The 26,653-nt window shown below is 67.5% G+C and carries 21 protein-coding genes and 1 pseudogene; 13 read left to right on the plus strand and 9 right to left on the minus strand.

Annotation, left to right across the window (positions count from 1 at the left end; translation table 11 throughout):
• The first annotated feature begins 7 nt into the window (after window positions 1-7).
• Window positions 8-1,504, plus strand: a complete 1,497-nt coding sequence (gene pdxR / locus KDW96_RS07195; protein WP_255839756.1) for a MocR-like pyridoxine biosynthesis transcription factor PdxR — start codon at window positions 8-10, stop codon at window positions 1,502-1,504.
• 411 nt (window positions 1,505-1,915) lie between these two features.
• On the opposite strand, the gene KDW96_RS07200 is transcribed toward pdxR, so the two are convergent.
• The 4 genes from KDW96_RS07200 to KDW96_RS07215 all read right to left on the minus strand — a co-directional run bounded on the left by KDW96_RS07200 (window position 1,916) and on the right by KDW96_RS07215 (window position 6,368).
• Window positions 1,916-3,025 (minus strand): dihydrolipoamide acetyltransferase family protein, encoded by a 1,110-nt coding sequence (locus KDW96_RS07200; protein ID WP_255839757.1) that lies wholly within the window; start codon window positions 3,023-3,025, stop codon window positions 1,916-1,918.
• 140 nt (window positions 3,026-3,165) lie between these two features.
• On the minus strand, window positions 3,166-4,152 hold the full coding sequence (locus KDW96_RS07205; protein ID WP_255839758.1) for an alpha-ketoacid dehydrogenase subunit beta: 987 nt from the start codon (window positions 4,150-4,152) through the stop codon (window positions 3,166-3,168).
• Window positions 4,145-5,236 (minus strand): pyruvate dehydrogenase (acetyl-transferring) E1 component subunit alpha, encoded by a 1,092-nt coding sequence (pdhA, locus tag KDW96_RS07210; RefSeq protein WP_255839759.1) that lies wholly within the window; start codon window positions 5,234-5,236, stop codon window positions 4,145-4,147. Before pdhA ends, KDW96_RS07205 begins: the two co-directional genes overlap by 8 nt.
• 109 nt (window positions 5,237-5,345) lie before the next feature.
• Window positions 5,346-6,368, minus strand: a complete 1,023-nt coding sequence (locus KDW96_RS07215) for a Leu/Phe/Val dehydrogenase (RefSeq protein WP_255839760.1) — start codon at window positions 6,366-6,368, stop codon at window positions 5,346-5,348.
• 173 nt (window positions 6,369-6,541) lie between these two features.
• On the opposite strand from KDW96_RS07215, the gene KDW96_RS07220 reads away from it, so the two are divergent.
• The 9 genes from KDW96_RS07220 (at window position 6,542) to KDW96_RS07260 (ending at window position 19,712) form a co-directional block, all read left to right on the plus strand.
• Window positions 6,542-7,345: a SirB1 family protein gene (locus tag KDW96_RS07220; protein ID WP_255839761.1), complete on the plus strand. Its 804-nt coding sequence runs from the start codon at window positions 6,542-6,544 to the stop codon at window positions 7,343-7,345.
• A 53-nt stretch (window positions 7,346-7,398) separates the two neighbouring features.
• A complete protein-coding gene (locus KDW96_RS07225) occupies window positions 7,399-8,835 on the plus strand; it encodes an NAD(P)/FAD-dependent oxidoreductase (protein ID WP_255839762.1) in 1,437 nt (478 codons plus the stop codon).
• A gap of 347 nt (window positions 8,836-9,182) precedes the next feature.
• Window positions 9,183-9,566, plus strand: coding sequence for a glycine cleavage system protein GcvH (gene gcvH, locus KDW96_RS07230; protein ID WP_255839763.1), 384 nt, complete (start codon window positions 9,183-9,185; stop codon window positions 9,564-9,566).
• A gap of 10 nt (window positions 9,567-9,576) precedes the next feature.
• Entirely contained in the window at window positions 9,577-12,432 is a 2,856-nt protein-coding gene (gene gcvP / locus KDW96_RS07235; protein WP_255839764.1) for an aminomethyl-transferring glycine dehydrogenase, read from the plus strand.
• Window positions 12,433-12,703: 271 nt separating this feature from the next.
• A complete protein-coding gene (locus tag KDW96_RS07240; protein ID WP_255839765.1) occupies window positions 12,704-14,080 on the plus strand; it encodes an alanine/glycine:cation symporter family protein in 1,377 nt (458 codons plus the stop codon).
• Between the two features lie 61 nt (window positions 14,081-14,141).
• Entirely contained in the window at window positions 14,142-15,395 is a 1,254-nt protein-coding gene (gene glyA, locus KDW96_RS07245) for a serine hydroxymethyltransferase (protein WP_255839766.1), read from the plus strand.
• Between the two features lie 72 nt (window positions 15,396-15,467).
• Window positions 15,468-16,844: an L-serine ammonia-lyase gene (locus KDW96_RS07250; protein WP_255839767.1), complete on the plus strand. Its 1,377-nt coding sequence runs from the start codon at window positions 15,468-15,470 to the stop codon at window positions 16,842-16,844.
• An 83-nt stretch (window positions 16,845-16,927) separates the two neighbouring features.
• The gene (gcvT, locus tag KDW96_RS07255; RefSeq protein WP_255839768.1) at window positions 16,928-18,049 is read left to right on the plus strand and encodes a glycine cleavage system aminomethyltransferase GcvT; all 1,122 of its coding nucleotides are present in this window, start codon (window positions 16,928-16,930) and stop codon (window positions 18,047-18,049) included.
• A gap of 262 nt (window positions 18,050-18,311) precedes the next feature.
• Window positions 18,312-19,712 carry a sensor domain-containing protein gene (locus tag KDW96_RS07260; RefSeq protein WP_255839769.1) on the plus strand — a complete coding sequence of 467 codons (1,401 nt, stop codon included), beginning with the start codon at window positions 18,312-18,314 and terminating at the stop codon, window positions 19,710-19,712.
• A gap of 17 nt (window positions 19,713-19,729) precedes the next feature.
• On the opposite strand, the gene KDW96_RS07265 is transcribed toward KDW96_RS07260, so the two are convergent.
• Window positions 19,730-20,860 carry a M14 family metallopeptidase gene (locus KDW96_RS07265; RefSeq protein WP_255839770.1) on the minus strand — a complete coding sequence of 377 codons (1,131 nt, stop codon included), beginning with the start codon at window positions 20,858-20,860 and terminating at the stop codon, window positions 19,730-19,732.
• A gap of 121 nt (window positions 20,861-20,981) precedes the next feature.
• Window positions 20,982-21,512, minus strand: a complete 531-nt coding sequence (locus KDW96_RS07270; RefSeq protein WP_255839771.1) for an SRPBCC family protein — start codon at window positions 21,510-21,512, stop codon at window positions 20,982-20,984.
• A gap of 623 nt (window positions 21,513-22,135) precedes the next feature.
• Here KDW96_RS07270 and KDW96_RS07275 point away from each other — a divergent pair.
• Entirely contained in the window at window positions 22,136-22,348 is a 213-nt protein-coding gene (locus KDW96_RS07275) for a hypothetical protein (RefSeq protein WP_255840493.1), read from the plus strand.
• Window positions 22,349-22,424: 76 nt separating this feature from the next.
• On the opposite strand, the gene KDW96_RS07280 is transcribed toward KDW96_RS07275, so the two are convergent.
• On the minus strand, window positions 22,425-23,912 hold the full coding sequence (locus tag KDW96_RS07280; protein ID WP_255839773.1) for a helicase HerA-like domain-containing protein: 1,488 nt from the start codon (window positions 23,910-23,912) through the stop codon (window positions 22,425-22,427).
• A gap of 288 nt (window positions 23,913-24,200) precedes the next feature.
• On the opposite strand from KDW96_RS07280, the pseudogene KDW96_RS22195 reads away from it, so the two are divergent.
• Both KDW96_RS22195 and KDW96_RS22200 read left to right on the plus strand, forming a co-directional pair.
• Window positions 24,201-25,031 (plus strand): annotated as a pseudogene (locus KDW96_RS22195) (cache domain-containing protein); the annotation flags it as partial.
• A gap of 138 nt (window positions 25,032-25,169) precedes the next feature.
• Window positions 25,170-25,934, plus strand: coding sequence for a methyl-accepting chemotaxis protein (locus KDW96_RS22200; protein ID WP_370295439.1), 765 nt, complete (start codon window positions 25,170-25,172; stop codon window positions 25,932-25,934).
• A 44-nt stretch (window positions 25,935-25,978) separates the two neighbouring features.
• On the opposite strand, the gene KDW96_RS07290 is transcribed toward KDW96_RS22200, so the two are convergent.
• Window positions 25,979-26,161 carry a hypothetical protein gene (locus KDW96_RS07290; protein ID WP_255839775.1) on the minus strand — a complete coding sequence of 61 codons (183 nt, stop codon included), beginning with the start codon at window positions 26,159-26,161 and terminating at the stop codon, window positions 25,979-25,981.
• Window positions 26,162-26,194: 33 nt separating this feature from the next.
• Complete coding sequence (locus tag KDW96_RS07295; protein ID WP_255839776.1) at window positions 26,195-26,617, minus strand: CBS domain-containing protein; 423 nt, start codon at window positions 26,615-26,617, stop codon at window positions 26,195-26,197.
• Window positions 26,618-26,653 lie beyond the last annotated feature (36 nt).

The following is a 26,653-nucleotide window of genomic DNA, read 5'->3' on the forward strand; positions in this document are numbered from 1 at the left end:
AGCAGCCATGCCCCCCGAGAAATCGCCACCGCAGGTGCTCTTCCTGCCTCTGGGCATGCCCGAGCCGGGCGTTAGCCTGCAACGTTGGCTGTACGAAGCGCTGCGCAGCGCCATTCTCGCCGGGCGTCTGCCGGCCGGCAGCAAGCTGCCCAGTACGCGCGCCCTGGCCGAGTACTACCAGCTGGCCCGGGGCACCGCCCAGGCGGCCTACCAGCAGCTGCTTTCCGAGGGCTATGTGGTGGCGCAGACCGGCAGCGGCACTCGGGTTTGTCAGGTGTTGCCGGATGCCACGCTCGACGCCGGCTACGTGCGCCGCAGGGTCGAGGGCCAAGTGGAAGTCCCGCGCACGCCACCGACAACGCCGTGGATCGAGCGGCTGGATGCGATCGATCCGGTGTTTGCGCGGCGGCAGGTGATGCCCGGGCTGCGGCCGTTCTTTCCCCACCGTGGCGACACCCAGGCGTTTCCCGTCGATCTATGGCGCAAGCTGCATATCCAGCAGTTGCGTGCATCGCGCCTGTCGATCCTGCTGGATTCGGACCCCGGCGGGCTGCCGGCGTTGCGCGCGGCCATCGCCGGCTACCTGGCCATCGCCCGCGGTGTGCAGGTGCCCGCCGAGCGCATTCTGGTGCTCAACAGCGTGCAGCAAGGCCTCGACCTCTGCCTGCGGCTGTTGGCTCCGGGCGACTCCCGGGTGTGGATGGAAGATCCCGGCTACCCCGGGGCGCGCCAGCTGATCGATGTGTCGGGCGTACAGCGGGTGGACGTGCCAGTGGACGCTTTCGGCATTCAGGTGGAAGAAGGCGTGCGCCTGGCCCCCGATGCCAGGCTGGCCTACGTCACCCCATCGCGTCAGGCGCCACTGGGTGGTGAGTTGTCGCCGGCGCGGCGGCTGGCGTTGTTGCAGTGGGCGGCGCAGCACGGTAGCTACATCTTCGAGGACGACTACGACAGCGAGTACCGCTTTATCGCCAAGCCGATTCCGGCGCTGCGCTCAATGCCGGCGGCGGAGCAGTCGGTGATTCTTGCCGGCACCTTCAGCAAGCTGCTGTTTCCCACTATCCGTCTGGCCTACCTGGTATTGCCAGAGCATTTGCTGGAAAGCTTTACCCGTGCCGCTGCGCTGATGTCGCGCCACGCCAACAGCCTGGCGCAGGCGGTGTTGGCCGACTTTATTCATGAAGGACATTTCGACCGCCATGTGCGGCGCATGCGCAAGATCTATGCCTCACGCGCCGAGGCGTTTGCCGAGTCTGCTCGGCGTCATTGGCAAGGGCTGATCGAAGTGCCGGAAATTCGCGCCGGGCTGGATATCTCCTGCAACCTGCAGGTGGAAAGCGAGCAGGATGCCTTCGCGCGCCTGCAGGCGGCGGGTATCGATGTGCTGCCGCTGGCACGCTATTGCGTGAAACCGCGCCCACCGGGGCTGGTACTGGGTTTTGCCCCCTACGATGAACGTGCCATCGAGGACGCTGCCAAGGCTGTGGCTGTGGCATTGAGGTGATAAGGCCGCGCGACGCTGCCGCATACCTGAGTCGTCAACAGCGTTGACCGGTACCGGGCGGGGGCGAATGGCTGGAATCGACCTAGCGTTGCCACCGGTAGCCAGGAGAAAGCGGCCGGTCGACCCCATAAGCATGCGCAGGCGCTCGACCTTGATGACACCTATCGGCTGTCGGGAATCGCCCCGGGTTGACGATGAACCCCATTCACTCGGACCTGACTTTGGCTGGCGCACCTGACAGGAACGGGGTGATCGACGCTCAGCGGGGCGACCCTCCACAACGGATGGGTTTCAGTCCGCCGTAGCAGACCGGAACCGACCCATTGCGGCCAATCTGCTTTGCTCCCCGGCAAAAGCGCCCGCGCTTGCCATGGCGGTTCGCCGACGGCGCATCCGGGCACGGGCGCTGGTTCAGCCGTCCGGCTGCTCGAGGGCCTGCACCAGCGCCTTGAGAAAGCGCGCCGCCTCGCCGCCGGTGACCGCGCGGTGGTCGAAGGTCAGCGACAGCGGCAGGATCGGGTGCACCACCACCTTGCCGCCCACCGCCACCGGCTCGTCGCGAATGCCGCCGGCGCCGATGATCGCCACCTGCGGCGGCACCACGATGGGGTTGGCGTAGCGGCCGAACAGGGTGCCGAAGTTGGACAGGGTCAGGGTCGCGCCCATCATTTCCTGGGGCGGTATCGAGCGTGCCTTGACGTCGGCTCGCAGGCACGCGGCGCCCTCCTTCAGGTCCTCGGCGCTGCGTGCGCCGACGTTGCGCAACACCGGCACGAACAGGCCCTCGGGGCTGTCCACGGCGATGCCCAGGTCGAGCTGCTCGTGCTGCTTGAGCGACAGGTTCTTGCCGTCGAACCAGCTGTTGAGCACCGGCTCGGCCTGGCACGCCACGGCGATGGCCTGGGCCAGGCGCACCAGCGGGTCGCGGGCCTGCTTCCAGCGGTGCAGGTCGGCGTCGCCGACGATGACCACCGGCACCACCTCGGCGTGGGCGCGGGCCATGTTGATCGCCATGCTGCGCCGCACGCCGCGCAGCTTCTCGCCGCCGAACTTGTCGCGGGCGCTCTGGGTGGCGGCCTCGACGTCGGCGCGGGTGATCAGGCCGTCACTGCCGCTGCCGTCCAGCGTGCCCAGGTCGACACCCAACTGTCGCGCCAGCTGACGCACCGCCGGCGTGGCCCGCGGCGCCAGGTGCTCGCGGGTCGAGGGCGCGGCGCCGACGAAGAAGCTGTCGTCCTGCGTCTCGCCGCCGCCCTCCAGGCGGCCGACCACCGTGCCCGAATCGGCCTCGCCCGCGTAGGCCAGCAATGGCTCGCCGACGTGCAGGATGTCGCCCTCGCCGCCGAAGGTCTTGAGCACCACGCCGTCGTAGGGCGCGGGGATGTCGACGATGGCCTTGGCGGTTTCCACCGAGACCAGCAGCTGGTCGGTCTTCACCTCGTCGCCGGCCTTGACGTGCCACTCGACGATCTCGGCTTCCTGCAGGCCCTCGCCCAGGTCGGGCAGCTTGAAGTACTTCATCGTTGCGTCTCCTCACCAGAATCCGTCGTTACCCTTGTGCCGGCTCCGTAGGGTGCGCTGCGCGCCCCGTTGTCCCGCCACCCCCCCACGCCGGTGCGCACAGCGCACCCTACGGCTGATGGGCCTTGCGCGGCGTCGCCCTAGGCGTAGTTCAGCACGGTGTCGCAGGCCGCGAGGATGTCCTCGACGCCCGGGATATAGAGCTGCTCCAGGCGATACAGCGGCGGCGGAATGTCCGGCGCGGTGACCCGCTGGATCGGCGCCTGCAGGTCGAGCAGGGCCCGCTCGTAGAGGCTGGCGGCGATCTCGGCGCCGACCGCGCAGCTCTTGGGCGCCTCGTGGACGATCACGCAGCGCCCGGTCTTGCGCACCGAGGCCTCCAGGGTGTCGAGGTCCAGCGGCTTGACGCAGGCGACGTCGATCACCTCGGCGGCGATGCCCTGCTCGGCCAGGCGGGCGGCGGCCTGCAGGGTCTCGTGAACGCTGGCGCCCCAGCTGACCAGGGTCAGGTCGCTGCCCTCGCGCAGGGTGAAGCAGGTATCGAGCGGCAGGCGCTTGCCGTCGTCGACCAGCACCTGGGGATTCATCCGGTACAGGCGGGTCGGTTCGAGGAAGATCACCGGATCGGGGTCGTCGATCGCCGCCAGCAGCAGCCCGTAGGCCCGCGCCGGCGAGGACGGCATGACCACCCGCAGCCCCGGCACCTGGGCGAACATGGCCTCGGTGCTCTCGCTGTGGTGCTCGGGTGCGCGAATGCCGGCGCCCATCGGCGTGCGCAGCACCATCGGGCAGGTGAGGCGGCCGCGGGTGCGGTTGCGCAGGCGGCTGGCGTGGGACACCAGTTGGTCCAGGGCCGGGTAGATGAAGCCCATGAACTGGATTTCCATCACCGGCTTCAGGCCCTGGGCGGCCATGCCGACGGCAAGGCCGGCGATCATGGTCTCGGCCAGCGGCGTATCGATCACCCGTTTGAAGCCGAAGGCCTCGCGCAGGCCAAGGGTGGCGCGAAACACCCCGCCGTTGACGCCGATATCCTCGCCGAGCACCACGACGTTCTCGTCCTCGCCCATGGCCCGGTGCAAGGCCAGGTTGACCGCCTCCAGCAGGCTCAGCTTGCGCTCACTCATGGCCGTTCTCCTCACGGCGGGCGGCCCGCTCGCGGAACTGCTCGCGCTGTTCGGCCAGGACCGCCGGCCACTGCGCGTAGACGTAGTCGAAGACCGTGTCCGGGGCCTGGTTGCCGGCCGCCTCGAAGGCCTCGACGGCCCGCAGCACCAGGCCCTGGCACTCGCCGACCAGCTCCTGCTCACGCTGCTCGCCCCACACGCCCTGGGCCGCCAGATAGCTCTGCAGGCGCTTGATCGGCTCTTCCTGCCAGGCCTGCTTGACCTCCTCCGAGCTGCGGTAGCGGCTGGCATCGTCCGCCGTGGTGTGGTCGCCGAGGCGGTAGCTGATGCACTCCAGCAACACCGGCCCCTTGCCCTGGCGGGCCCGCTCCAGGGCGCTGCGCATGCGGTCGTAGACGGCCAGGATGTCGTTGCCGTCGACCTGCTCGCCGTGGAAGCCGGCGCCTGTGGCCTTCTGCGCCAGGGTCGGGGCGCCGCACTGGATGCGCCGCGGCACCGAAATCGCCCACTGGTTGTTGTTGACCACGAAGACCACCGGCAACTGCCAGGCGCCGGCGACGTTCAGCGCCTCGAGGAAATCGCCCTTGCTGGTGGCGCCGTCGCCGCAGGTGGTGACGGCCACGCGGTGCTCACCGCGGATCTTCATCGCCGTGGCCACGCCGCAGGCATGCAGGGCCTGGGTGGCGATCGGCACGCACAGCGGGAAGTCCTGGCCCACGGCCGGATCGACGTAGGCGCTGCCGCGCTCGTCGCCGCCCCAGTAGAGCAGGATCTCCTCCATCTTCACCCCACGCATGACCTGCGCCGCGGTGTCGCGGTAATAGGGCACCAGCACGTCCTCGGGACGCATCAGGGCGCCGATGGCCACGCCAATGGCCTCCTGACCGATGGTCGGCGCATAGGTGCCGATGCGGCCGGTGCGCTGCAGGGCCACCGCCTTCTGATCGAATAGGCGGGTCAGCACCATCTGCCGGTACAGGCGGATCAGCAGATCGAAGTCGTCGGCCCACTCCGGCAGGCTGCCGTGCAGCGCGCCATCGGGCTCGAGGTAGCGGGTATAGGGCAGTTTCAGACTCTCGGGCATGCGAAACCTCCTTGGCACCGGGTAGGTGGTTGGGCGCTCCCCGCAATTCGTGGCTACGGGTTGCCCCGGGGCGCCGCCGGTAAGCAGGCACCCCGGATTGGCGCGCCCCTCAGCGGTCGAACAGCAGGCGCTCGGCCAGGCTGTCGGCCACCCGCGCCGGCGAGCGTTTCTCGGCCTGGGCGTGGGCGTAGATTTCGGTCAGGCGTTCGCCGATCTTGGACAGGTGGGCCGTAATAGTCGCCAGGCTCTCGCCGCGGTGTTGCAGCGCCACGTAGATCAGCCCGCCGGAGTTGATCACGTAATCCGGCGCATAGAGGATGCCGCGGCTCTGCAGGGCGTCGGCGACCTCCAGGTCCGCCAGCTGGGTATTCGCCGCGCCGGCCACCGCCGAACAGCGCAGCTGCTTCACCGTGTCGGCGTTGAGGATGCCGCCCAGGCCGCAGGGCGCGAGGATGTCGCAGGGCGTGGCGAGCAGGGCGTCGCTGGCGACCGCCTTGGCGCCCAGCTCCTCGACCGCCAATTGCACCCGCCCGGCGTCCAGGTCGCTGACCAGCAGCTCGGCGCCGACCGCGTGCAGCTGCTCGGCCAGGGCATAGCCAACGTGGCCGAGGCCCTGGATCGCCACCCTCAGCCCCTCCAGGTCATCGCTGCCCAGGCGGGCCATGGCGGTGGCGCGAATCCCGGCGAACACGCCCATGGCCGTGTGCGGCGAAGGGTCGCCGCCGCGGGAGGTGCTGGTGACATGGCGGGTGTGCTGGGCGATGCAGTCCATGTCCGCGCTGGAGGTGCCGCTGTCCACGGCGGTGATGTAGCGCCCGCCCAGGCTCTCGATCATGCGGCCGAACGCCTCGAACAGTGCGCCGCGGTTGTCCACGTGGGGCGGCCGAATGATCACCGATTTGCCGCCGCCCTGCTCCAGCCCCGCCAGGGCGGCCTTGTAGCTCATGCTCCGGGCCAGGCGGATGGCGTCGCGAATGGCGCTCTGCTCGTCGGGGTAGGCCAGGTAGCGACAGCCACCCAGGGCCGGGCCCAGGCGGGTGTTGTGGATGGCGATCACCGCCTTGAGTCCGGTCGCCGGGTCTTGGGCGAGATGCAGGGCCTCCAGCCGCGAGGCTTCCATCATGGCGAACATGCTGTGACTCCTTGGGCCGGAGCCTCACCGGCGTGCAGTCCGCTTGCCGGTGCCCCGAGCCTCGTCGTTATCGCCAGTATAGGCACCCTCCTCGCCAGCGCCGGGGCGAGCCGACACAAGACTGGACGCCGCCGCCATGGCCGGCTACAAACGAGGGAATCGCCGAGGTGACCATGAGCCCGCGCCAATCCTGCCTAGCCTGCCTTGACCGTGAACCGCCGGCCCTGTTCGAGGCGGCGTTGTGGGTCGCCGCCGAGCACGACCCGACGCTGCAGCCCGAGCAGGTGCTGGGCGAGCTGCACGGCCTGCAGCAGCTGGTCGATGTTGGTTTGCCCAGCCTGCCCGTTCGGGAGCTGGCGCAGCCGCTGCTGCGGCGCCTGAGCGAGCTGGACTTCCACGAGGACGAGGCCAGCCCACCGCAACCCCGCGCCGCCCTGCTGCACCAGGTGCTGCGGCGGCGCCGCGGCCAGCCCTTGTCCCTGGCGCTGATCGCCCTGGAGCTGGCGCAGCGCCTGGACATCCCGCTGCAGGGGGTGAACTTCCCCGGACACTTCCTGCTGCGCGTACCGGGGGCCGATCACCTGCTCGACCCCTGCGGTGGCCGGCGCCTGTACACCCGCGACTGCCGCGAGCTGCTGCTGCGCCAGTTCGGCGCCCAGGCCGAGCTCAACGCCAGCCACCTGCTCGCCTGCGATGCCGGCAGCATGCTGCAGCGCCTGTCGCGCAACCTGCGCCAGCTGCACCAGCTCAATGACGACCACCTGGCGGCCCTGAAGGATGCCGAGCGGGTGCTGCAACTGGGCCCTCCGAGCGTCGCCGACCACCTGGCTCGCGCCGATCTCTACCACCTGCTGGACTGCCCCCAGGCCGAGCGCTTCGACCTGCAGCGCGCCCTGCTGCTGTGCGACGAACCAGGCCAGCGCCTGCAGCTCGGCGAGCGCCTGCGCCGGCTGAACAGCACCCCGGCACTGCATTAGCCACGCAGCGCCGCTTGTTTCGACGGCGCGCCGTATTTAGAAGGAGCCTGGCGATGCCGGCCCAGCCACCGATCAGCCTATGGATGGACCAGATCGATACGCCCGCGCCACCCCGCGCGGCGTTGGGCGGCAGCCTGGAAGTCGACGTGGCGATTGTCGGCGCCGGCTACACCGGCCTGTGGACCGCCTACTACCTCAAGCGCCAGGCCCCCGAGTTGCGTATCGCCATGCTCGAAGCCGAGTACGCGGGCTTCGGCGCCTCGGGGCGCAACGGCGGCTGGCTGCTGGGCGGCCTGCTGGGCGAGGAGCGCCTGCTCGCCGCCCTGCCGGACGAGGCGCGGCGTGCCGCCTTCGCCCTGTTGCACGGCATTCCCGACGAGGTGGCGGCGGTGCTGCAGCGCGAAGGCATAACCTGCGACTACCGCAAGGGCGGCGTGCTGCATTGTGCGGCGCGCTACCCCGAACAGGCCGAGCGCCTGCGCACCTGGCTCGAGCAGCTGCACGGCCAGGGCCTCGGCGAGGCAGACTACCGCTGGCTGACGCCGGGCGAGCTGGGCCGACAGTTGCGTATCCACGGCGCCCTCGGCGCGGTCCACAGCCCCCACTGCGCAACGGTCCAGCCGGCCAGGCTGGTACAGGGTCTGGCCCTGGCGGTCGAACGGCTGGGCGTGCAGCTGTTCGAGCAGAGTCGCGTCTGCCACTGGCAACCGGGCCTGCTGCGCACCACCCAGGGCGAGCTGCGCGCCGAGTGGGTCGTGCCGGCGGTCGAAGCCTATGCCGGCGAACTGCCGCCGCTGACCGGCGCGCCGGGGCGCTGCACGCGCCTGCAGCGCTTTCAGCTGCCGGTGCAGAGCCTGATGGTGGCCACCGAGCCCCTGCCCCTCGAGCTGTGGCAGACGATCGGCCTGGAACAGGGGCAGGCCTTCGGCGAGTTCAGCCGCCAGGTCACCTACGGCCAGCGCAGCGCCGACGATCGCCTGGTATTCGGCGCCCGCGGCGGCTACCGCTTCGGCGGCCGGCTGCGCCGTAACTTCGCCCTGACTGACGAGGAAATCGGCCTGCGCCGCCAGCTGCTCGGCGAGCTGTTTCCCCAGCTGCGCAATGTCGCGCTCAGCCATGCCTGGGGCGGCAACCTCGGCATGGCGCGGCGCTTTCAGCCGCACATGCTGCTCGACCGGCACGGTCGCATCGCCCTGGCCGGCGGCTACGGCGGCGAGGGCGTCGGTGCCAGCAACCTGGCCGGGCGCACCCTGGCTGACCTGCTGCTCGGCCGCGCCAGCCCCCTGACCGCGCAGCCCTGGGTGTTCGCCGACAGTCCACTGACCGGCCTCAAGGCCTGGGAAGCGGAACCCTGGCGCTGGCTCGGCTACAACGCCATCGTCCACAGCTTCGGCCATGAGGACCGAGTCCTGGCCGATCCGCACAGCCCGCCCTGGCGTCGCGCCCTGGCCGCCCGGCTGGCGGACTTCATGGAAGGCCTGATGGGCTGATGCGCGGCCACGCGGACGCCACCGGCCGCCCGCCAAACACCCTCACCCGTATCGATTTCAATACAGCGTAACGAAAGCGACACAAAAGCGACGCGCACCTGTCAGACCGCGACATCAGTGGCTCCTCGCCGCCCATTCGGCTCGCGCCAAGCCGGAATGTATTGAATTCGATACATGGCAATTGCACTGCGCTTCATATCTAATATCTTAACTTATTGATTTTATTGATTTTTATGTCAGTGGCATTACCCTTGCTTAGTCCCTGACAGATGGCTCGCTGCCCAGCACGAGCGCCCCGATCACGCCCGCAGCAGAAACGGGCGAACCCGCCCCCTTGAGGAGTTCACATGAGCGAATTGCGTTTTACCGTCGATCACGAATGGCTGCGTCAGGATGCCGATGGCCTGGTCACTGTTGGCATTACCGCCTATGCCCAGGAAGCCCTGGGGGATGTGGTATTCGTGCAGCTGCCGGAAGCGCAGGGCTATGCCCAGGGCGATGAAGTGGCCGTGCTGGAGTCGGTCAAGGCCGCCAGCAACATCGCCATGCCCCTGGACGGTGAAGTGGTCGAAGTCAACGCCGACCTCGAAGGCAGCCCGGAGCTGGTCAACGAAGACCCGCTGAACAAGGGCTGGTTCTTCCGTTTCCGTCCCACCGATGCCAGCGCCGTCGCCGCCCTGCTCGACCAGGACGCCTACCAGCGCCTGCTCAAAGCCAACGACGAAGCCTGAGGCCCGCGCCATGCCTGAACTGACGACCCAGAACGAATTCATCGCCCGGCATATCGGCCCCCGTGACGCCGACACCGCCGCCATGCTCGCCACCCTCGGCTTCGACTCCGTCGAGGCGCTGATCGCCAGCGTCATCCCGGAGACCATCAAGGGCACCAGCGTACTCGGCCAGACCCCGGGCCTGAGCGAAGCCGACGCCCTGGCCAAGATCAAGGCCATCGCCGCTCAGAACCAGCAGTTCAAGACCTACATCGGTCAGGGCTACTACGGCACCCACACGCCGAGCCCGATCCTGCGCAACCTCCTGGAAAACCCGGCCTGGTACACCGCCTACACGCCCTACCAGCCGGAAATCTCCCAGGGCCGCCTGGAAGCGCTGCTGAACTTCCAGACCCTGATCAGCGACCTCACCGGCCTGCCGATCGCCAACGCCTCCCTGCTGGACGAGGCCACCGCCGCCGCCGAGGCCATGACCTTCTGCAAGCGCCTGTCGAAGAACAAGGCCAGCAACGCCTTCTTCGCCTCGCAGCACTGCCACCCGCAGACCCTCGACGTGCTGCGCACCCGTGCCGAGCCCCTGGGCATCGAGGTAGTGGTCGGTGACGAGCACGAGATCAGCGATGCCAGCGCCTACTTCGGCGCCCTGCTGCAGTACCCGGCCAGCAACGGCGACATCTTCGATTACCGCGAACTGGTCGAGCGTTTCCACGAGGCCAAGGCGCTGGTCGCCGTGGCGGCCGACCTGCTGGCCCTGACCCTGCTCAGCGCCCCCGGCGAGTTCGGCGCCGACGTGGCCATCGGCAGCGCCCAGCGCTTCGGTGTACCGCTGGGCTTCGGCGGCCCCCACGCCGCCTACTTCGCCACCCGCGATGCGTTCAAGCGCGACATGCCCGGCCGCCTGGTCGGCCTCTCGGTCGACCGCTTCGGCAAGCCGGCGCTGCGCCTGGCCATGCAGACCCGCGAACAGCACATCCGCCGCGAGAAGGCCACCAGCAACATCTGCACCGCCCAGGTGCTGCTGGCCAACATCGCCAGCATGTACGCCGTGTACCACGGCCCCCAGGGCCTGAGCGCCATCGCCCAGCGCGTGCACCAGCTCACCGCCATCCTCGCCGCGGGCCTGGCCAAGCTGGGCCTGCCCGCCGAGCAGGAGAGCTTCTTCGACACCCTGACCCTGGCCACCGGCGCGCGCACCGCGCAGCTGCACCAGCAGGCCCACGCCATGGGCATCAACCTGCGCGAGATAGACGCCGAGCGCCTCGGCCTGTCGCTGGACGAAACCACCGACCAGGCCGCCGTCGAGCGCCTCTGGGAAGTCTTCGCCGAGCCGGGCCAGAGCCTGCCGGACTTCGCCGAGCTGGCCGCCGCCGGCGCCGCGCGCCTGCCCCAGGCCCTGCTGCGCCAGTCGGCCATCCTCCAGCACGAAGTGTTCAACCGCTACCACAGCGAAACCGAGCTGATGCGCTACCTGCGCAAGCTGGCCGACAAGGACCTGGCGCTGGACCGCAGCATGATCCCGCTGGGCTCCTGCACCATGAAGCTCAACGCCGCCAGCGAAATGATCCCGGTGACCTGGCCCGAGTTCGGCAACCTGCACCCCTTCGCCCCGGCCGAACAGAGCCAGGGCTACCAGCAGCTGACCGACGAGCTGGAGGCCATGCTCTGCGCCGCCACCGGCTACGACGGCGTGTCCCTGCAGCCGAACGCCGGCTCCCAGGGCGAGTACGCCGGCCTGCTGGCCATTCGCGCCTACCACCGCAGCCGCGGTGACGAGCAGCGCGACATCTGCCTGATCCCGCAGTCCGCCCACGGCACCAACCCGGCCACCGCCAGCATGGCCGGCATGCGCGTGGTGGTGACCGCCTGCGACGCCCGCGGCAACGTCGACATCGACGACCTGCGCGCCAAGGCCCAGGAACACCAGCACCGCCTGGCCGCGCTGATGATCACCTATCCCTCGACCCACGGCGTGTTCGAGGAAGGCATCCGCGAGATCTGCCAGATCGTTCATGACAACGGCGGCCAGGTGTACATCGACGGCGCCAACATGAACGCCATGGTCGGCCTCTGCGCCCCGGGCCAGTTCGGCGGCGACGTCTCGCACCTGAACCTGCACAAGACCTTCTGCATCCCCCATGGCGGCGGCGGTCCGGGCGTCGGCCCGATCGGCGTCAAGGCGCACCTGATCCCCTTCCTGCCGGGCCACGACAAGATGGCGCGCAAGGAAGGCGCGGTCAGCGCCGCGCCGTTCGGCAGCGCCAGCATCCTGCCGATCACCTGGATGTACATCACCATGATGGGCGGCGAAGGCCTCAAGCGCGCCTCGCAGATGGCCATCCTCAACGCCAACTACATCGCCCGTCGTCTGGAAGAGCACTACCCGGTGCTGTACAGCGGTGAAGGCGGCCTGGTGGCCCACGAGTGCATCCTCGACATCCGCCCGATCAAGGAAACCAGCGGCATCAGCGTCGACGACGTGGCCAAGCGCCTGATCGACTTCGGCTTCCACGCCCCGACCATGTCCTTCCCGGTGGCCGGCACCCTGATGATCGAGCCGACCGAGAGCGAATCCAAGGAGGAGCTGGACCGCTTCTGCGACGCCATGATCGCCATCCGCGAGGAAATCCGCGCGGTCGAGCGTGGCGACCTGGACGCCGAGGACAACCCGCTGAAGAACGCCCCGCACACCGCCCTGGAACTGGTCGGCGAGTGGACCCACGGCTACAGCCGCGAACAGGCGGTCTACCCGGTCGCCAGCCTGGTGGACGGCAAGTACTGGCCGCCGGTCGGTCGGGTCGACAACGTGTTCGGCGACCGCAACCTGATCTGCGCCTGCCCGTCGATCGAGGCCTACCAGGACGCCTAAGCGGCACCCCTGGCCCGGCGCGCGCCGGGCCAGCCAACAGCGGCCTCGAGCGGCGTTGACCGGTTCGAGGCCTGCAGGAGTTTGTGGGTGCGCGCTGTGCGTCCCTGTGTCGGCAAACCCATGGCACACAGCGCGCACCCACAACCGGTTCGCCGTTCCACGGCGGATCGTTTATCGCAAAACAGTAATTCCCATCGCGGCACAACCGCACGACAGCCCTTATTCGATGCAGGTCACCCCTGCGCACCAACAACAAGAAAAGGAGCGTTACATGGAATTCATCACCCATCTGGTCAATCAAATCAACGGCCTGGTCTGGGGTCCACCCATGCTGGTGGCGATCCTCGGCACCGGCCTGTTCCTCATGCTGCGCCTCAAGCTGATGCCCCTGAGCAAGATCGGCGCCGGCTTCGCCCTGATGTGGCAAGGCCGCAAGAAGGACGACGAGGCCAGCGGCGAGATCAGCCCGTTCCAGGCGCTGATGACCTGCCTGGCCGCCACCGTCGGTACCGGCAACATCGCCGGCGTGGCCACCGCGATCTTCCTCGGCGGCCCCGGCGCGCTGTTCTGGATGTGGTGCACCGCCCTGGTCGGCATGGCCACCAAGTACTGCGAAGTGGTGCTGGCGGTGCACTACCGCGAGAAGGATGACCGCGGCGAGCACGTCGGCGGGCCGATGTACGCGATCAAGAACGGCCTGGGCAAGAAGTGGCTGTGGCTCGGCAGCGCCTTCGCCATCTTCGGTGGCCTGGCCGGCTTCGGCATCGGCAACATGGTCCAGGTCAACAGCATGGCCCATGCCCTGCAGAGCACCTTCGACATCCCGCTGTGGGCCACCGGCCTGGTCAGCATGGTGCTGGTCGGCCTGGTGATCCTCGGCGGCATCCAGCGCATCGGCAAGGTCGCCGCGACCCTGGTGCCGTTCATGTGCGTGGCCTACATAGTGGCCGCCGTGGCGGTGCTGGTGGCCTTCGCCGACGCCATCCCCGGCGCCTTCGAGCTGATCTTCACCCACGCCTTCAGCCCGATCGCCGCCGCCGGTGGCTTCGCCGGCGCGGCGGTGATGGCGGCGATCCGCTTCGGTGTGGCCCGCGGCATCTTCTCCAACGAGGCGGGCCTGGGCACCGCCGGTATCGCCCAGGCGGCCGGCACCACCAACAGCGCCGTGCGCTCCGGGATGATCGGCATGCTCGGGACCTTCATCGACACCATCATCATCTGCAGCATGACCGGCCTGGCGATCATCGCCTCCGGCGTGTGGACCAGCGGCGAGAGCGGCGCGGCCCTGTCGGCAGCGGCCTTCGAAGCGGCCATGCCCGGTTTCGGCGGCGCCGTGCTGAGCATCGCCCTGGTGGTCTTCGCCTTCACCACCATCCTCGGCTGGAGCTACTTCGGCGAGAAGTGCTGGGAGTTCATGGTCGGCACCAAGGCCATTGTGCCGTTCCGCATCATCTGGGTCCTGGCCGTGCCGTTCGGCGCCATCGCCCAGCTGGACTTCGCCTGGTTGCTGGCCGACACCCTCAACGGCCTGATGGCACTGCCCAACCTGCTCTCGCTGCTGCTGCTGAGCCCCGTGGTGGTCAAGCTGACCCGCGACCATTTCGCCAACAAGGCCAGCATCGGCGGCGCCGCTGCCGTGCAACGTTAAACCCTCGCATGCCCCTGGCGCGGCCGGATCACGGTCGCGCCCTTCGCCAAGGACCTCTCCCATGTTCCACAAGAGCCTGACCCTCAACGACTACGATCCGGCCCTGGCCCACGCCATCGCCGCCGAAGAGAGCCGCCAGCAGGACCACATCGAGCTGATCGCCTCGGAAAACTACTGCAGCCCGGCCGTGATGCAGGCCCAGGGCACCGGCCTGACCAACAAGTACGCCGAAGGCTACCCGGGCAAGCGCTACTACGGCGGTTGCGAGCACGTCGACAAGGTCGAGCAGCTGGCCATCGAGCGCGCCAAGCAGCTGTTCGGTGCCGATTTCGCCAACGTCCAGCCGCACTCCGGCTCCTCGGCCAACGCCGCCGTCTACCTGGCCCTGCTCAACGCGGGCGACACCATCCTGGGCATGAGCCTGGCCCACGGCGGCCACCTGACCCACGGTGCCAAGGTCAGCGCCTCCGGCAAGCTGTACAACGCGGTGCAGTACGGCATCGACGAGAACGGCCTGATCGACTACGCCGAGGTCGAGCGCCTGGCCGTGGAGCACCAGCCGAAGATGATCGTCGCCGGCTTCTCCGCCTACTCGCGGACCCTGGACTTCGCCCGTTTCCGCGCCATCGCCGATCAGGTCGGTGCCTACCTGTTCGTCGACATGGCCCACGTCGCCGGTCTGGTCGCCGCCGGCCTGTACCCCAACCCGCTGCCCTTCGCCGACGTGGTCACCACCACCACCCACAAGACCCTGCGCGGTCCCCGTGGCGGCCTGATCCTGGCCAAGGCCAACGAAGAGATCGAGAAGAAGCTCAATGCCGCGGTCTTCCCCGGCGCCCAGGGCGGCCCGCTGATGCACGTGATCGCGGCCAAGGCCGTGTGCTTCAAGGAAGCCCTGGAGCCAGGCTTCAAGGAATACCAGCAGCAGGTGATCAAGAACGCCCAGGCCATGGCCGAGGTGTTCGTCAGCCGCGGCTTCGACCTGGTCTCCGGCGGCACCGACAACCACCTGTTCCTGCTCAGCCTGATCAGGCAGGGCCTGACCGGCAAAGCCGCCGACGCGGCATTGGGTGCGGCGCATATCACGGTAAACAAGAACGCCGTGCCGAACGACCCGCAGTCGCCCTTCGTCACCTCGGGCCTGCGCATCGGCACCCCGGCGGTGACCACCCGCGGCTTCAAGGAAGGCGAGTGCCGCGCGCTGGCCGGCTGGATCTGCGACACCCTCGACGACATGGACAACCCCAGCGTGATCGAACGGGTCCGTGGTCAGGTCGCCGACCTGTGCGCCAGCTTCCCGGTCTACGCTGAATAGATAGGTTCGCTTCGCGGCCCGGCGGCGCTCCAGCGGCGCGCCGCCAGCCCCTTTAGGAAGTCGGAGATAAGCATGTCACTCAGCGTTTTCGATCTGTTCAAAATCGGCATCGGCCCCTCCAGTTCGCACACCGTCGGGCCGATGCGCGCCGCCGTGCGTTTCGTCGAGGGCCTGCGCCGCGACGGCCTGCTGGCCAGCACTGAATCGCTCAAGGTCGAGCTGTACGGTTCCCTCGGCGCCACCGGCAAGGGCCACGGCAGCGACAAGGCGGTGCTGCTCGGCCTGGAAGGCGAGCAACCCGACACCGTCGACACCCGCACGGTGGAACCGCGCCTGGCGGCGATGCGCAAGGCCGGCGAGCTCAACCTGCTCGGCGAGAAGACCATCCGCTTCGTCGAGAAAGAACACCTGGCGATGATCCGCAAGCCCCTGCCCTACCACCCCAACGGCATGATCTTCCGCGCCTTCGACGGCGCCGGCCTGCAGATCCGTTCGCGCGAATACTATTCGGTGGGGGGCGGCTTCGTGGTCGATGAGGAGGCCGCCGGCGCCGACCGCATCGTCGAGGACCGCACGCCCCTGACCTACCCCTTCACCACCGCCAAGCAGCTGCTGGCGCACTGCGCCGAGCACGGCCTGTCGATCAGCCAGGTGATGCTGACCAACGAGACCGCCTGGCGCCCGGAGGCGGAGACCCGTGCCGGCCTGCTGAAGATCTGGCAGGTGATGCAGGACTGCGTCGAGGCCGGCTGCCAGAACGAGGGCATCATGCCCGGCGGACTCAAGGTCAAGCGCCGCGCCGCCGCCCTGCACCGTCAGCTGTGCAAGCACCCGGAGGCGGCCCTGCGCGACTCGCTCAGCGTGCTCGACTGGGTCAACCTCTACGCCCTGGCGGTCAACGAGGAGAACGCCAGCGGCGGGCGCGTGGTGACCGCACCGACCAACGGCGCGGCCGGCATCGTGCCGGCGGTGCTGCACTACTACGTGCGCTTCATCGCCGGCGCCAACGATGACGGCGTGGTGCGCTTCCTGCTCACCGCCGCGGCCATCGGTATCCTCTACAAGGAGAACGCCTCGATCTCCGGCGCCGAGGTCGGCTGCCAGGGCGAGGTCGGCGTGGCCTGCTCGATGGCCGCCGGCGCCCTGTGCGAGGTGCTCGGTGGCAGCGTGGCCCAGGTGGAGAACGCCGCCGAAATCGGCATGGAGCACAACCTCGGCCTGACCTGCGACCCGATCGGCGGCCTGGTTCAGGTGCCCTGCATCGAACGCAACGCCATGGGCTCGGTCAAGGCGATCAACGCCGCCCGCATGGCCCTGCGCGGCGACGGCCAGCACTTCGTCTCGCTGGACAAGGTGATCCGCACCATGCGCCAGACCGGCGCCGACATGAAGAGCAAGTACAAGGAAACCGCCCGCGGCGGCCTGGCGGTCAACATCATCGAATGCTGATCAGTAGGGTGCGCGGGGACGCCTAGACCCCGCGCACCAAACCCTTTAACGGTGCGCATGGCGCACCCTACCGGAGACATTGCATGACCACCGAAACCCTGGCGAAAACCCCGCTGCATGCCCTGCACCTAGAGCTCGGCGCGCGCATGGTGCCGTTCGCCGGCTACGACATGCCGGTGCAGTACCCGCTCGGCGTGATGAAGGAACACCTGCACACCCGCGACCAGGCCGGCCTGTTCGACGTCTCGCACATGGGCCAGATCATCCTGCGCGGCGCCGAAGCCGCCAAGGCCCTGGAGACCCTGGTGCCGGTGGATATCGTCGACCTGCCGGTGGGCATGCAGCGCTACGCCATGTTCACCGACGAGAACGGCGGCATCCTCGACGACCTGATGGTCGCCAACCTCGGTGACGACACCCTGTTCCTGGTGGTCAATGCCGCCTGCAAGCACCAGGACCTGATGCACCTGCAGCAGCACATTGCCGGCCAGTGCCAGATCGAGTCCCACTTCGACCGCGCCCTGCTCGCCCTGCAGGGTCCCAAGGCCGTCGACGCGCTGGCGCGCCTGGCGCCGGAAGTGGCGAAGATGACCTTCATGCAGTTCGCCCCGGTGCGCCTGCTCGGTGTCGACTGCTACGTCAGCCGTTCCGGCTACACCGGCGAAGACGGCTACGAGATCTCGGTGCCGGCCGAGCACGCCGAGACCCTGGCGCGCAGCCTGCTGGCCGAACCCGAGGTCGAGGCCATCGGTCTCGGCGCGCGCGATTCGCTGCGCCTGGAAGCCGGTCTGTGCCTGTATGGCCACGACATGAGCAGGGCCACCACGCCGATCGAGGCCAGCCTGCTGTGGGCCGTGTCCAAGGCCCGCCGCGCCGATGGCGTGCGCGCCGGCGGCTTCCCCGGCGCCGAGCGGATCTTCGCCCAGCAGCGTGAGGGCGTCGCCAGCAAGCGCGTAGGCCTGCTGCCCCAGGAGCGCATGCCGGTGCGCGAAGGCGCGGAGATCGTCGACGGCGACGGCCAGGTGATCGGCCAGGTGTGCAGCGGCGGCTTCGGCCCGACCCTGGGCGCCCCGGTGGCCATGGGCTACGTGCAGAGCAGCCATATCGCCCTGGACAGCGAAGTCTGGGCCGTGGTGCGCGGCAAGCGCGTGGCCATGAAAGTCGCCAAGACCCCCTTCGTGGCGCAGCGTTACTACCGCGGCTGAAGGCCAGGCCCTTTGCGCGCGAGCGCAAGGGGCCTCCCCCCTGACGCCAGCTGGCCGCGCCCGTGGCCGACTGGCCGACTGTCGCTACAAGTCCACGCCTGTCCGCCCCGCCGAGATGCGACTTGCCCAATCGCCACCGGCTAGCCAGACTGGAGCCTACGACCCAGTCACCATCTGGCTGAAGCTTCATGCTGGCGTTCGCGACCACGCCCCAAAGGGGACGAAGCGCAGCGCCTAGCGACCAAGGCAGTACGCTTCCCCTATGGATAGACCCCCTTACTCGCCCCCGTCCGCCTTCATCGACCTGCTGCTCGACGCCGTCTGCGTGGTCGACGCCGAGGGCCGCTTCGTCTTCGTCAGCGCCGCCTGCGAACGCATCTTCGGCTACAGCCCCCAGGAGATGATCGGCCGGCCGATGATCGAAATGGTCGCCCCGGAGGATAGGGCCAGGACCCTGCAAGCCGCCGACGAGATCATGGCCGGACAGGCCAAGCCGCATTTCGAGAACCGCTACCTGCGCAAGGATGGCAAGATCGCCCACATCATGTGGTCGGCTCGCTGGTCGGAAGCCGATCAACTGCGCATCGCCGTGGCCCGCGACATCACCGAGCGCAAGCAGGCCGAGTCATTGCATGCCGCGCTCTACGCCATCTCCGAGGCGGCCCACACCGCCGAGGATCTGCTGGCGCTGTTTCGCCAGATTCATCAGATCATCGGCGCGCTGCTGCCGGCGCAGAACTTTTCCGTGGCGCTCTACGATGCCAGCCACGACCGACTGAGCTTTCCCTATCACGTCGATGAGCGGGAGCAGGCCAGTACGCCCCGCTGCTCAGCCGCGGACGCCCTCTGCGCCGAAGTGATTCACAGCGAACGGGCGCTGCTGCTGACCCCCGAGACACAACACGAGCTGGCCGGGCAGCTGCAGCCCGCCGTCGACCCGGATGCCCTGTGCTGGCTGGGCGTGCCCCTCAACTCGCCCGACGGGGCCATCGGCGCCCTGGCGCTGAAGAGCTATCGCGGCGGGGCGCTGTACAGCGACCAGGACAAGGAACTGCTGCAGTTCGTCTCCAACCAGGTGGCTGCCGCCATCGAGCGCAATCAGCTGCACGCCCGTCTGCGCCACATGGCGCAGTACGATCAGCTGACCCAGCTGCCCAACCGCGGACTGCTGCATGACCGCCTGCGCACCGCCCTGGCCCGGGCGCGCCGGGAAACGGGCCGGATGGCCCTGCTGTACCTCGACCTGGACAACTTCAAGCAGATCAACGACAGCCTCGGCCACGCCGCTGGCGACCTGCTGCTGCAAGAGGTCGCCAGCCGGCTCAAACTCTGCGTGCGCGACGCCGATACCGTCGCCCGCATCGGCGGCGACGAGTTCGTGGTGCTGCTCGAGAGCATTCAGGTACCGGCGCATGCCGCAGCCCTGGCGGAAAAGATTCGCGAACTGCTCAACCAGCCCATGGACCTGGCCGGTCACGCCCTGTGCATCCTGCCCAGCATCGGCATCGCCCTCTATCCGGAGCACGGCGATACGATGGAGCAGCTGCTCAAGCACGCCGATGACGCCATGTACGGCGCCAAGAGCCGCGGCGGCAACCGCATTCAGCTGCGCATCAGGACGGGGCCCGACGGTGACGACTTCGAGGCGTCAGCGCCGGCCTGACCCCTGCGCCCCCCAGATCAGCGCAGCTCGCCGACCATCGCCGCCGCCACACTGAGCACGTCCCGCCCCAGACGCATCGAACGCCGACCGTTCCACCCGGTCAGCGGCGCCGGGCTGTCGTCGTGATCCTTGAACGGCATCTCGATGGTGAACGACAGGCAATCGAACTCCTGCCCCACGGCGTTGCAGGCCAGGGTCAGGTTGGCCTGACCCGGTTCGTCGCGCGGGTAGCCGAAAGCAGTCTGGAACTCGGCGCCGATGGCCGCCAGGCGCTGCCGGAACGCCTCCTCGAGGGCAGCCAGACGCGGACTGTAGCCGGGGTTGCCTTCGCAACCGGCGGTGAATACGTGGGGAATTTCCTCGTCGCCGTGGATGTCGAGGAACAGGTCCACGCCGACCCGACGCATCTGCTGCTGGACGAAGAACACCTCGGGACTCTCCGCCTCGCTGGCCGACTGCCAGGCCCGGTTGAGGTCCTTGCCGGCGGCGTTGGTGCGCAGGTGACCGCGAAAGGCGCCGTCGGGATTCATGTTTGGCACCAGGTACAGGTCCGCCTCGGCCAGCAAGGCACTCAGCTCGGCGTCGTCCGGGTTTTGCAGGCGCTCGATCAGCCCCTCCACAAACCACTCGGCCATGTGCTCGCCGGGATGTTGCTGGGCGATGATCCAGATCTTGCGTTGGGCCTGCGGCGTGCGGCTGATGCGCAGCAACTGGATGTCGCGACCCTCGATGCTCTTGCCGCAGGCGAACAGCTCGGCGCCGGCCACGTCCAGCGCCTGCTGGATCAGCCAGTCATGGCGGGCGCGGCTGTAGGGTTCGAAGTAGGCGAACCAGACCTGCGCCTCTTTCGTCTCGAGCTCGAACTGCAGCGCGCCGTCCTCGAAGCGGCTGGGCACGCGAAACCAGTTGGTCTGATCGTAGGAAGCGGCGGCGTTATAACCCGTCCAGGCCTGGCTGTAGGCCGACTGACCGGCATTGGTCAGGCTGAAGCCGTAGCGCTGACCCGGGGTCAGGCCCTCGGCCTTGAAATGGAACCACTGGAAGTGATGGCTGTTGAGGTCCGGGCGCATGGCCAGCAGGACCTGCTGCGGGTTGTCGGCATCGAGCACCTCGATATTGCCGCTGTCGAAGTCGGAGCTGATGAGCATGCTTACCTCTGGCGCAAGGAGCTGGGGAAGCGTGCGAGCATCGCAGTTCGATGAGCGGATGAAAACGCGGAATGCGACAAATCCCTACTCATTCGGATCAGCCCCCCTGCCTGGCGAGCCATCAGGCCTTCTCCACCACCTGGCGCAGCTGCTCGAGCCCCTGCTCGAAGTCGCCGCCGATCAGCTTGTCCATGTCCATCAGCAGGTGGGCGGCCTTGGCCATGAAATTCTTGTGCCCGCTCATGCTCCAGCTCACACGGGTACCACCGAGCTCCTCGGCGAAGCTGAACAGTGCCTCGTTGCTGGCCTTGAAGGGTTTGAGAAAGTCCAACAGGATGCGCACCCGCTCGCTCGCCCGGCTCTCGATGATGGTCGCACTGCCCTCACCGACCGCCTTGTTACCGGACCAACGATAGACCGCCCCCACCCCGGCATCCGCTCCCTGGTAATCGACCCGCATGGCCGGGTCGCGCCTGGCCCAGGGCGACCACTGCGGCCAATTGTGGAAGTCGTTGACCTGGACGAACACCGCCTCCGCCGGTGCGGCCATGAAGGCCGAACGCTCGACGCGGAACTGATCCGGCTGCCGGGCGATCAGCACCAGCAACAGAATGACGATCACCGCAAGGGTGAGGAGCAGATAGCTGAGCATGCCAATGATTCTCCTGAGTCTGTTGCGTGCTCGAGTACTCACCCCTTCGCGGGTGCCGCTCGGGGTTGCTGATCGAGCAGCGCGCTACCAATGACCGCGTCGATGGACACAGAAAATCAGATACGGGTGAAAGACTGCCCAGGCAACCCGCCGGTGAAGGTGCTTATTACACCGCATCCCGAAAACTTGTTCCGGCTGGCCTTTTTCCCGCCAACCGCAGTCGAAGACATAGCCTTTATGTTATGCGAGCAACTATATAGACCGGCCGGTCACGTCGCCACTGCGCGCACATTAACGGCAAATATTCGGATAGGTTATCGACTCGCTTGCCGCCGAATTCGTGACAGGTCGCACGTACTGTTCTTAACTTACCCGTGCAGTTTGCTAGACTTTTAACGGGTGTTCGCCATAATTGTCGCCGCGTGCCGATCACGCACCGCGACAATTGGCCGAGAAAACATCTAATCCATTGTTTTCAAAGCTCTTTATCACACAAGCAAGACAACTTCTTAGCACCTCGAATAACCAGAAGCAGCTCAGACTGCACCCTGATGGGTGACCGCAGCAGTAAGGCAGGCCGCCTTACGTTGTCACCTCAGTACAAACAGACCATGGGTAACCACGTGACGAAAGACGAACTGCGCGCCGAACTCGAGCGCCAGGCGCAGCGTTACAAGGACGTATACGGCGGGGAAGTCATTACCTACGCCGCTCAACCAGATCCCGAGCGCAAGCCTTGGCGCAAGAAATCCAATTTTCTCGATCAAGCCTTCGAGAAAGAACTGGAAAAGATCGAAAAAGAACTGAAAGACAAAGCCGAAAAACCGCTCGACTAACGACGACGGCGAAGCGCAACTGTGGACGACTGCTCCATCAGCCCAGCGTTGATGCGTCTGGGCCTGGGGCAGTTGGTTAACGCCGCTTCCCGCCCAATAGCGAGCCCATCAGTCCTCGCACCAGTTGCCGGCCGATCTGGTTGGCGACTTGCCGTACCGCACTCTTCAGCGCCTGGCCGGCCAGACTGCCCAGCAGGTCGCCCGCCATGCCGCCAACGGACGGCTTGTCGGCCTTGGCCTGAATCGCCTCCTGCGCTCGTTCGACGCTGGCCGCCGCGGCCCGGGCGCTGAGCAACTCGTAGGCGGACTCGCGATCAACGGCCTGGTCGTAGCGGCCCTTCAACGGCGACTGACTGATCAGCGCCGCGCGCTCCGTCACGCCCAGCGGTCCGATCCGCGACTGCGGCGGCGCGATGGCCACCCGCCTGACCATGGCCGGGGTGCCCTTGTCCTCCAGGGTAGCGACCAGGGCCTCGCCGATGCTCAGCTCGGTCAGCAGGCTCAGGGTGTCGAAGGCCGGGTTGGGGCGAAAACCCTCGGCCACGGCGCGCAGGGCCTTCTGCTCCCGCGTGGTAAAGGCGCGCAGGCCATGCTGAATGCGCAGACCGAGCTGAGCCAGTACGTCATCGGGCAGATCACCCGGGGACTGGGTCACGAAATACACGCCGACACCTTTCGAACGGATCAGCCGCACCACCTGCTCCAGGCGCTTCTGCAAGGCCTTGGGGGTGTCGGCGAAGAGCAGGTGCGCCTCGTCGAAGAACAGCGCCAGCACCGGTTTGTCGGCATCGCCCCGCTCTGGCAGCTGCTCGAACAGCTCGGCCAGCAGCCACAGCAGGAAGGTCGCATAAACCTTGGGCGCCTCGTGCACCAGGCGACTGGCATCGAGCAGGTGAATGCGCCCGCGCCCATCAGAGTCGGGATGAAGGATGTCCTCCAGCTGTAATGCCGGTTCACCGAACAGGGCCTCGGCGCCTTGTTGCTCGAGGCTGGCCAGGCGCCGCAGCAGGGCATGCGCCGAGGCGCTGGTGAACAACGCGGTGTCCTCGCCGAGTACCTCGGGGTGGGCCTTGAGGTGGGAGAGCAGGGCCTTCAGATCCTTCAGGTCGAGCAGCAGCAAGCCTTCGCGATCCGCCACCTTGAAAGCGGCATAGAGCGCGGCCTGCTGGCTTTCGCTGAGCTCGAGCAAGGCGCCGAGCAACAAGGGCCCCATCTCGCTCAGGGTGGTGCGCAGCGGGTGACCACTGCGTCCCTCGACATCCCACAGGGTCACGGGATAGGCCCTGGGCCGATGGGCAAGCCAGGGCATGCTGGCGATGCGTTCGGCCACCTTGCCCTGGGGCGCACCGATGGCGCCCAGGCCACAGAGATCGCCTTTCACATCGGCGGCGAACACCGCCACCCCGGCGTCGCTGAAGCCCTCGATCAAGCGCTGCAGCGTGACCGTCTTGCCGGTGCCGGTCGCCCCCGCCACCAGGCCGTGCCGGTTGGCCAGACGCAGGGGTTGGGCGACCGGCTGAGCGGCGGAGTCAGCGCCAAAAACAAAGTGTTCAGATACGGACATTTCGGTGTCTCCCACATTAAAGCTTTCGTCCATGAAGACCGACACAAGAGTACCGCCGGCCCCCGACCAGCGCTCTTCTCCCGCACCGCCTGCAACCTGAAGCCAGCCCAGACTGGCGGCCGCCCCTAACGGACAGCATAAGCCATGACCAACAACCTGAAGTTCAGCCACAAGATTCTGCTTGCCGCCTCACTGGTGGTGATCGCGGCCTTCTCCCTGTTCACCCTGTACAACGATTACCTGCAGCGCAACGCCATTCGCGCCAACCTGGAGAACTACCTGCACGAAATGGGTGAGGTGACCGCCGGCACCATTCAGAACTGGCTGTCCGGCCGCATTCTGCTGGTCGAGAGCACGGCCCAGTCGATCAGCCGCGACGCGTCGAACGACAAGGTCGTGAGCCTGCTCGAGCAGCGCGCACTGACCTCGACCTTCGCCTTCGCCTACCTGGGCGGCGGCGATGGCAACTTCACCTCACGTCCGGAAAGCGATCTGCCAGAGGGTTATGATCCGCGCACCCGCCCCTGGTACAAGGACGCCGTGGCCGCCGGCGGCACCACGCTCACCGAGCCCTACATGGATGCCTCCACCAACGAGCTGACCATTACTATCGCCACGCCGGCGCAACCGGCCGGCGTAGTCGGCGGCGACCTGGGTCTCAGCACCCTGGTCGAGCTGATCAACTCGCTGGACTTCAACGGCATCGGCTACGCATTTCTGGTCAGCGCCGATGGCACCATCCTCGTGCACCCGGACCAGACCCTGGTCATGAAGAGCCTCACGGACGTGTTTCCGCAGGCCACGCCGCGGATCAGCGGCGACTTCAGCGAGACCGAAGTGGAAGGCGACACCCGCATCTTCACCTTTACCCCGGTCAAGGGCCTGCCCTCGGTCTCCTGGTACATCGGCCTGTCCATCGACAAGGCCAAGGCCTACGCGATGCTCAGCGAGTTCCGCGCCTCGGCCATCGTCGCCACCCTGATCGCGGTGGTGCTGATCATCCTGCTGCTGAGCATGCTGATCCGCGTGCTGATGCAACCGCTGCGCGTGATGGGCAAGGCCATGCAGGACATCGCCCAAGGCGAAGGTGACCTGACCAAGCGCCTGACAATCCACTCCAATGACGAGATCGGCGAACTGGCCAAGGCCTTCAACCGTTTCGTCGAGCGGATTCACGCCTCGATCCGCGAAGTGTCTTCGGCCACCCTGCAGGTCAACGAGGTCGCCAAACTGGTGGTCAACGCCTCCAACTCCTCCATGCTCAACTCCGACGAGCAGGCCAGCCGCACCAACAGCGTGGCCGCCGCGATCAACGAACTGGGCGCCGCTGCCCAGGAGATCGCCCGCAACGCCGCCGACGCCTCGACCCAGGCGTCCGATGCCCGCGGCCAGGCCGAGGACGGCCGCCAAGTGGTGGAACAGACGATTCGCGCGATGAACGACCTGTCGAGCAAGATCAGCAGCTCCTGTGTGCACATCGAAACCCTGAACAGCAAGACGGTGAACATCGGCCAGATCCTCGAGGTAATCAAGAGCATCTCCCAGCAGACCAACCTGCTGGCGCTCAACGCCGCCATCGAGGCGGCCCGGGCCGGCGAGGCCGGGCGCGGCTTCGCCGTGGTCGCCGACGAGGTGCGCAACCTGGCCCACCGGACCCAGGAGTCGGCCCAGGAAATCGAGCAGATGATCGAAGAACTGCAGGTCGGCTCCCGCGAATCGGTCACCACCATGACCGAGAGCCAGCGCTATAGCGAGGAAAGCGTGGAGATCGCCAATCAGGCCGGCCAACGCCTGAGCAGCGTGACCCTGCGCATCGGCGAGATCGACGGCATGAATCAGTCGGTGGCCACCGCCACCGAGGAGCAGACCTCGGTGATCGAGTCGCTGAACATGGACATCAACGAGATCAACACCCTCAACCAGGAAGGGGTGGAAAACCTCCAGGCGACCTTGCGCGCCTGCGGCGATCTGGAACAGCAGGCCACCCGACTCAAGCAGTTGGTGGGCAGCTTCCGCATCTAACCCCTGCGCGGAACGACAACGGGGCGCTCTCAAGGCGCCCCGTTTCACTTCTCCTGCGGCTTCTCCGGCCGCTCGGGCTGCTCCTGCAACTGCCGCCACAGCTCGGCGGCGCCGGAGAAATCGCTGCCAATGCTTTCGTCCATGGCCTCGGGGTCATATCGCCGCACGCAGCCTTCGCCGAGCGTCGGCGGCGGCCTCGAGGTGGCGCGCGCGAGTGGATCCTTCATCGTTTCATCCTCTGACGGCGGCCAGGACGCAGTCTATGCCTGTTCGACACCCTGCTCGTGCTGGGCGAACTCCTTGACCGCGCGCAACACGTCGCTGCGGCTGATCTGCCCCACCAGCCGGCCGTCCTCGATCACCGGCAGCCGCCCCAGGCGCCCGCGCAGAAAGCGCTGGGACACCTCGATGATGTCGACCTCCGGCGAAATGGTCTCCACCTCGGTGTTCATGTAGCCGCTGACAGTGCCGCCAATGGCCTCGTAGTAGGCGCCCGAGAGTATCCCACGCAGGCAGTCGCCCTCCGACAGCAGGCCGATCAGGTGGCCCTGGGAATCGACCACTGGCGCGCCGGAAATGCGGTGCTCCAGCAGGCGGTTGATGGCGGTGAACAAATCGGTATCGGACCGAAAGGTCACCAGATGGCGCGTCATGTAGTCCCGCACCTTGATTGACTTGAGCATAAGCGAACTCCTGTGCCGTCCACCCTAGCGGCCCAC

The organism is Pseudomonas benzenivorans, from assembly GCF_024397895.1.
Taxonomy (GTDB): Bacteria; Pseudomonadota; Gammaproteobacteria; order Pseudomonadales; family Pseudomonadaceae; genus Aquipseudomonas; species Aquipseudomonas benzenivorans_A.

Coding starts and splice junctions, on each gene's coding strand:
- KDW96_RS07250 (WP_255839767.1), top strand. CDS start 15,468: ATGTCACTCAGCGTTTTCGATCTGTTCAAAATCGGCATCGGCCCCTCC.
- gcvH (WP_255839763.1), top strand. CDS start 9,183: ATGAGCGAATTGCGTTTTACCGTCGATCACGAATGGCTGCGTCAGGAT.
- KDW96_RS07220 (WP_255839761.1), top strand. CDS start 6,542: ATGAGCCCGCGCCAATCCTGCCTAGCCTGCCTTGACCGTGAACCGCCG.
- gcvP (WP_255839764.1), top strand. CDS start 9,577: ATGCCTGAACTGACGACCCAGAACGAATTCATCGCCCGGCATATCGGC.
- KDW96_RS07240 (WP_255839765.1), top strand. CDS start 12,704: ATGGAATTCATCACCCATCTGGTCAATCAAATCAACGGCCTGGTCTGG.
- KDW96_RS22200 (WP_370295439.1), top strand. CDS start 25,170: ATGCTCAACTCCGACGAGCAGGCCAGCCGCACCAACAGCGTGGCCGCC.
- gcvT (WP_255839768.1), top strand. CDS start 16,928: ATGACCACCGAAACCCTGGCGAAAACCCCGCTGCATGCCCTGCACCTA.
- KDW96_RS07200 (WP_255839757.1), bottom strand. CDS start 3,025: ATGAAGTACTTCAAGCTGCCCGACCTGGGCGAGGGCCTGCAGGAAGCC.
- KDW96_RS07215 (WP_255839760.1), bottom strand. CDS start 6,368: ATGTTCGCCATGATGGAAGCCTCGCGGCTGGAGGCCCTGCATCTCGCC.
- KDW96_RS07270 (WP_255839771.1), bottom strand. CDS start 21,512: ATGCTCAGCTATCTGCTCCTCACCCTTGCGGTGATCGTCATTCTGTTG.
- pdxR (WP_255839756.1), top strand. CDS start 8: ATGCCCCCCGAGAAATCGCCACCGCAGGTGCTCTTCCTGCCTCTGGGC.
- KDW96_RS07280 (WP_255839773.1), bottom strand. CDS start 23,912: ATGTCCGTATCTGAACACTTTGTTTTTGGCGCTGACTCCGCCGCTCAG.
- KDW96_RS07205 (WP_255839758.1), bottom strand. CDS start 4,152: ATGAGTGAGCGCAAGCTGAGCCTGCTGGAGGCGGTCAACCTGGCCTTG.
- KDW96_RS07260 (WP_255839769.1), top strand. CDS start 18,312: ATGGATAGACCCCCTTACTCGCCCCCGTCCGCCTTCATCGACCTGCTG.
- KDW96_RS07295 (WP_255839776.1), bottom strand. CDS start 26,617: ATGCTCAAGTCAATCAAGGTGCGGGACTACATGACGCGCCATCTGGTG.
- KDW96_RS07265 (WP_255839770.1), bottom strand. CDS start 20,860: ATGCTCATCAGCTCCGACTTCGACAGCGGCAATATCGAGGTGCTCGAT.
- glyA (WP_255839766.1), top strand. CDS start 14,142: ATGTTCCACAAGAGCCTGACCCTCAACGACTACGATCCGGCCCTGGCC.
- KDW96_RS07225 (WP_255839762.1), top strand. CDS start 7,399: ATGCCGGCCCAGCCACCGATCAGCCTATGGATGGACCAGATCGATACG.
- pdhA (WP_255839759.1), bottom strand. CDS start 5,236: ATGCCCGAGAGTCTGAAACTGCCCTATACCCGCTACCTCGAGCCCGAT.
- KDW96_RS07290 (WP_255839775.1), bottom strand. CDS start 26,161: ATGAAGGATCCACTCGCGCGCGCCACCTCGAGGCCGCCGCCGACGCTC.